Source organism: Hydrocoleum sp. CS-953, assembly GCF_002260545.1.
Taxonomy (GTDB): domain Bacteria; phylum Cyanobacteriota; class Cyanobacteriia; order Cyanobacteriales; family Microcoleaceae; genus Trichodesmium.
The window spans coordinates 1-6,346 of the sequence record NZ_LGSU01001051.1; the positions used below are offsets into that span (position 1 = coordinate 1).

General features: G+C 37.5%; 4 protein-coding genes. 3 read left to right on the forward strand and 1 reads right to left on the reverse strand.

The window, feature by feature from the left end:
* Positions 1-677 precede the first annotated feature (677 nt).
* Positions 678-1,361 carry a tRNA (guanosine(37)-N1)-methyltransferase TrmD gene (trmD, locus tag AFK68_RS15455; RefSeq protein ID WP_094673561.1) on the reverse strand — a complete coding sequence of 228 codons (684 nt, stop codon included), beginning with the start codon at positions 1,359-1,361 and terminating at the stop codon, positions 678-680.
* A 245-nt stretch (positions 1,362-1,606) separates the two neighbouring features.
* Between trmD and AFK68_RS15460 the strand changes: the two genes are divergently transcribed.
* The 3 genes from AFK68_RS15460 to cphA all read left to right on the forward strand — a co-directional run bounded on the left by AFK68_RS15460 (position 1,607) and on the right by cphA (position 5,927).
* Positions 1,607-2,479: a cyanophycinase gene (locus AFK68_RS15460; RefSeq protein WP_094673562.1), complete on the forward strand. Its 873-nt coding sequence runs from the start codon at positions 1,607-1,609 to the stop codon at positions 2,477-2,479.
* Between the two features lie 64 nt (positions 2,480-2,543).
* Positions 2,544-2,759, forward strand: coding sequence for a hypothetical protein (locus AFK68_RS15465; protein WP_094673563.1), 216 nt, complete (start codon positions 2,544-2,546; stop codon positions 2,757-2,759).
* Between the two features lie 453 nt (positions 2,760-3,212).
* Positions 3,213-5,927, forward strand: coding sequence for a cyanophycin synthetase (gene cphA / locus AFK68_RS15470; RefSeq protein ID WP_094673564.1), 2,715 nt, complete (start codon positions 3,213-3,215; stop codon positions 5,925-5,927).
* Positions 5,928-6,346 lie beyond the last annotated feature (419 nt).

Genomic DNA, 6,346 nt, shown 5'->3' on the forward strand with positions numbered 1-6,346 from the left:
ATTATTAACTATAAACTATAGTATTTCCCAAGGTAGTGAGGTACAGTGATAGTCATTCTGAATAAGACTGGGACGAATTTTCCCTTACCTAGAAAGGGTTTCAGCAAAAAAAGTGTTTCATCCTTATTTGAAATGACTATATATTTTTGTCTTTTTATCCCCTGTTACCATTGAAGTATTCCCTCAAACTTAAAATTTTGTACCTCACGCTTTTTGGGAATTGTTATATCAATTATTAAGAGACTGTTTGTCAAATAAGTATTGAGAAAAAAGTTTCACAACTCAATCAACTAGCTTGAATAAGGCAAGGGATTGAAATAACTCTACAGANTTTTGTACCTCACGCTTTTTGGGAATTGTTATATCAATTATTAAGAGACTGTTTGTCAAATAAGTATTGAGAAAAAAGTTTCACAACTCAATCAACTAGCTTGAATAAGGCAAGGGATTGAAATAACTCTACAGAGATAGGAGGTATGACTATTCATACTTAATCAGTTAGTTGTGAAGTTCCTGATAACAAATAATCGTTTTTTTGCCTATTCCCTATTCCCTGTTCCCTATCTTCTTTTTTCATATTTCCTGATACATTCAACCTCTTAATTATTAATTATTAATTATTGAACTTCACGCCTTAGATATTCAAAAAAACTTAATTATACCAATTATCATTTTTTTTATGGATCATTATTTTTGAGTAAATCTGGACGACGAGATTTTGTTCTTTGAATTTGTTGTTCATAACGCCATTTTGCTATTTCAGCATGATGTCCAGAAAGCAAAACTTCTGGAACCTTCCAACCACGAAAATTAGCAGGTCGAGTGTAATGAGGATAATCAAGTAATTCAGACTCAAAACTTTCATTAGCTAATGACTCAGCCTTTCCTACCGTTCCTGGAAGTAACCTGACTACCCCATTAATTAAAGCTAAAGCTGGTATTTCTCCACTTGTAAGGACAAAATCTCCTAGGGATACTTCTTTGGTAACTAAATATTCTACTCTTTCATCAATACCTTCATAATGACCACAAATTAGAATAAGTTGGTCATATTCTGTAGCGTACTTTCGGAACATTCCTTGGTGCATTCTTTCTCCCTGGGGAGTTAAGAGAATCACCTCTCGTTTTGACAGAGTTGGCAATGATTCTACAGCAGCAAATATAGGTTCTGGTTTTAAAACCATTCCCACTCCTCCACCATAAGACTCATCATCAACTTTTTTATATTTGTCTGTGGTATAATCACGGGGATTAACTAGATTAACCTTGGCAATATTTTTGTCAAGGGCTTTCCCCAGTAAACCTAAATTTAGAGGTGTTGTAAAAAAGTCTGGAAATAAGGTAATAACATCAAATCGCACGGCAGTTAATACTATAACTAATTAGGGTGTCCTGAAAAATGTAGAATTTTCAATTGTTGAGATTAATTTTTTAGAGTATGCTGTGCGGTAAGAATTGGGCAACAAATTAAAATTATAAATTTAACCAATCAAACAAATGTTGAAAAATTCCAGAGCAAGTAGGGGACTTGCAAGTTTATAAGATAGTCTATTATTATAACAGATTATTGAAATTAAATGTGTACCTGCTGTCCAAGATTAACAAGATGATGCAGTTAGAGTCTCAAGCCTTAGAACTAGATACATTACGCCCGACAAAAACAACTATTATGGTCATCGGAGGAGCCGAGGATAAAGTTCATGGAAAAGAGATTCTACAAACTTTTTTTAATCGCGCGGGGGGAGTAAATGCCAAACTAGGAATTATTCCTTCAGCTTCGAGAGAACCAGCAGCTCAAGGAGATAGATACCGTAAGGTGTTTCAAGATATGGGCGCTGTTGATATTAAAATATTTGACATCCGAGAAAGGTATCAGGGAGAAGACCCAATCTGGTTAGAGTATTTGGAAGACTGCACCGGAGTATTTATGACTGGTGGAGATCAACTGCGTCTTTGTGGCCTACTTGCTGAGACCCCTTTGATGGACAACATCAGAACTAAAGCTTTAGAAGGAAAAATAGCACTGGCCGGAACAAGTGCAGGAGCAGCAGTTATGGGCTATCACATGATAGCAGGTGGTGGTAGTGGCTCATCACCAAATAGATCTTTAGTCGATATGACAAATGGTTTGGCCATATTGCCAGAGTTAATAGTAGACCAACACTTTCATAACCGGAATCGGATGGCCCGTTTATTAAGCGCGATCGCCACCCATCCAGACAAAGTTGGTATAGGAATAGACGAAGATACCTGCGCATTGTTTGAAGGAGACGGTCAAATTCAAGTCATGGGTAAAGGCACAGTCACAATTATAGATCCGGTAGAAATGTCTTATACAAATTCTGCCAAAGTAGGGGTAGAAGATCCTTTGAGTTTGTCGAATCTCAGATTACATATAATGTGCCATGGTGATGGTTACGATCTCCATTCCCATACGATGAAACCAGGGCTTTCTGAAACAATAATGCCTCTAGACTAATAGAATTTCCGATAATTTATCAGTTATTGAGAAGTTTGTTCCTGTAGATGAGTAGCTTACCTAATTGGCAGACATAAAGCGTAACTATACTGAAAACTATATATATTTTGTAGCAAATAAAGTAATAGACAGTCCAAATTCTTCTACCATCACAGGATTATCATCCGATATTTTTAAGATGGAGTTTTGTTTGGAACTACTAAATGTTTCTAGCATGATGCAAAACAGTAAATTAGCGCCATCTAGAGCAGGTCAAGCTTTTTATCAGTTTAGGCAATGATTGACAACCAAAATTGTTGCTAGCTGCGAGACCGTAGTTTTAGCTAGATTAATGTTTTCCATCATCCAAAACTTGTCATAACTGCGGTCATGTTTATAGAGAACTAAAGTTAAGAGAGCGTACTTTCAACTACCCTCATTGTATTTAGCACTCAAATAGACCGCGACCTTAACTAGGTTAATCAATTTAGTAGGGTAGGCTGTACCCGAAGTTACGCCTGTGAACTGGAAAAGGCCGACCTCCCAGGTTGAAGCAGGAAGCAAGCATCTTTAGACTGGCATTACAAATTTTTTCCTAGTTTTGCCAAAATTTTATAGGTATTGTACAGCAGAAAGGATTAGTGCATCCTGAAAAAAATTTTGTAGTAAACAGTTTAGCAAATATTCTGAGCAGAAATTAAAAATAAAAATACCATTGCTTTTCTGATTCTAAGCATCACGTTCAAATCCTCCTATGAAAATCCTCAAACTCCAGACATTACGCGGTCCAAACTACTGGAGCATTCGCCGGCATAAACTGGTGGTTATGCGCCTAGACTTAGAAGACCTATACGAAAAATATACATCTAACATTCCTGGTTTCTACAAAGGATTAACTAAAGTTCTACCAAGTCTGGTAGAACATTACTGTTCCCCAGGAGTCAAAGGTGGTTTCCTCAGTCGTGTGGAAAAAGGAACATTGATGGGCCATGTGATCGAACACGTTGCCCTAGAATTTCAACAGCTAGCAGGAATGCCAGTTGGTTTTGGTAGGACAAGGGAAACATCTACTCCAGGAATATTTCAGGTAGTAATAGAATATCAAAATGAACAAGCAGGTCGTTATTCAGCACGAGCAGCAGTAAGACTCTGCCAAAGCATTGTTGATACAGGTACATATCCTCCAACAGAATTACAGCAAGATTTAGAAGACCTCAAAGAATTCAAAAATCAAGCATCTTTAGGTCCAAGTACAGAAGCTATAGTCAAAGAAGCAGAAGCAAGAGGTATTCCTTGGACTCAACTATCTGCTCGGTTTATGATTCAGTTTGGTTATGGGGTCAATCAAAAAAGAATTCAGGCAACTCTCAGTAACCAAACAGGAATTCTTGGAGTAGAACTTGCTTGTGATAAAGAAGGTACGAAAAAAATTCTCAAAGATGCAGGAATACCAGTACCTCGTGGTACAGTTACTCGCTACTTTGATGAACTTCAAGATGCCATTGAAGATGTCGGAGGTTATCCTATTGTAATTAAGCCTCTAGATGGAAATCATGGTCGTGGTATTACCATAGATGTGAGAAATTGGCAAGAGGCAGAAGAAGCATACGATTTAGCCAGCAACGCTTCTAAAACAAAAAGTGTAATTGTGGAACGTTACTACACAGGTAAAGACCACCGAGTGTTAGTAGTAAATGGCAAAGTTGTAGCAGTGGCCGAACGAGTTCCAGCTCATGTAGTGGGAGATGGTAAGTCCACAGTATCAGAACTAATTGAAGAGACTAACAGAGATCCCCAAAGAGGAGATGGACATGATAACGTCCTAACGAGAATTACAGTAGATAAACTTGCCCTTTCTATCCTAGAAAGACAAGGATACAGCATAGATTCAATACCCAGAAAAGGAGAAATTTGCTTTTTAAGAGCAACAGCTAACCTCAGCACTGGAGGTATAGCAGTAGACCGTACTGATGAAATACACCCGGAAAATGTTTGGCTATTATCGAGAGCTGCTAAGATAATTGGTCTAGATATTGCAGGTATGGATGTAGTTACTGAAGATATTTCTAAACCATTGCGAGAAGTGGACGGAGTAATAGTAGAAGTTAATGCTGCTCCTGGTTTTCGGATGCACGTTGCTCCTAGTCGCGGTTTGCCCAGAAATGTGGCAGGAGCAGTAATGGATATGTTATTTCCTGGAGCAAAGAATGGTCGAATACCAATATTGAGTGTTACTGGTACCAACGGTAAGACTACTACTACCCGACTATTAGCTCATATGATGAAGCAAACTGGTCAAGTAGTTGGTTATACCACTACTGATGGTACTTATATTGGTGAGTATTTGGCTGAAGCTGGAGATAATACAGGTCCTCACAGTGCCCATTTAATTCTTTCAGACCCCACAGTAGAAGTTGCTGTGTTAGAAACGGCACGGGGGGGTATTTTGCGTTCTGGTTTAGGTTTTTCTAACTGTGAAGTGGGAATAGTATTAAACGTAGCTGCTGACCACTTGGGTATTGGAGATATAGATACCGTAGAACAACTAGCTCAACTAAAAAGTGTAGTAGCTGAGTCAGTAATGCCTAAAGGATATGCAATTTTGAATGCTGAAGACCCATTAGTAGCAGCAATGGCAGAGAAAGTCAAAGGTCAAGTTGCTTATTTCTCAATGGACCCAAATAACGAACTGTTAGTCAAACATACAGAAGCAGGGGGTCTGGCAGCAGTTTATGAGAATGGCTATATTTCAATTTTGAAAGGTGATTGGACTTTAAGAATTGAAAAAGCAGTTAATGTACCAATTACAATGGCTGGTAAAGCTCCATTTATGATTGCTAATGCTCTGGCAGCTTGTTTGGCCGTCTTTACCCAAGGAGTAAAAATAGAGCATATTCGGGAAGGTTTGTCAACCTTTGTCGCTTCAGTGGATCAAACCCCAGGCCGGATGAATATGTTTAATATGGGTGGTTATCATGCTTTAGTAGATTATGCTCATAATCCTGCTAGCTATGAAGCATTAGGTGGATTTGTCAGAAATTGGCCAGGTAAACGGATCGGTGTAGTTGGTGGACCAGGCGATCGCCGTGATGAAGATTTTGTTTCTCTTGGGGAACTAGCAGCAGATATTTTTGATGAGATTATTATCAAAGAAGATGATGATACTAGGGGACGACCAAGAGGGAATGCAGCGGAACTGATTTATCAAGGTGTTGAGCAATTCTTGAGTCAAGGAAAAGATTCTGAGTCAAAAGCTATTTATGAATCAATTTTAGACGAGACAACTGCTATTAATACTGCTTTAGACCGTGCTTCTTCTGACAGTTTAGTAGTAATTTTACCAGAAAGTGTGAGTCGAGCTATCAGTTTAATAGAAGCTCGTAACCCAGTTAAGGATCTTGAATTACCTGAAAGTAGTTTAAAATCTAATAACTCTCCAGAAGAGTTAAAAACTTCAATTGCGCATTAAGTTAAATAATTAAACTTTTTCTGTCAAAGGGGTTGAGATTTTCAACCCCCTTTTTATGATAAAAATCTAGTTGTTCAATGATAGATTGTTTGAACATTTTATAGGAGTTGAAGTAAAGATTAGGATATTTATAAATGCTTACTAACTTCTGACTTGTGCGTAGCACTATACCTGCTTCTCATCATAGTTATTATAGTTAAATAATTAAACTTTTTCTGTCAAAGGGGTTGAGATTTTCAACCCCCTTTTTATGATAAAAATCTAGTTGTTCAATGATAGATTGTTTGAACATTTTATAGGAGTTGAAGTAAAGATTAGGATATTTATAAATGCTTACTAACTTCTGACTTGTGCGTAGCACTATACCTGCTTCTCATCATAGTTATTATTAATATATTTTTTATTACTGATTATATAGC

Excerpts from the sequence above, each read along its gene's own strand:
- AFK68_RS15460 (WP_094673562.1), top strand. The coding sequence starts at position 1,607 with ATGATGCAGTTAGAGTCTCAAGCCTTAGAACTAGATACATTACGCCCG.
- cphA (WP_094673564.1), top strand. The coding sequence starts at position 3,213 with ATGAAAATCCTCAAACTCCAGACATTACGCGGTCCAAACTACTGGAGC.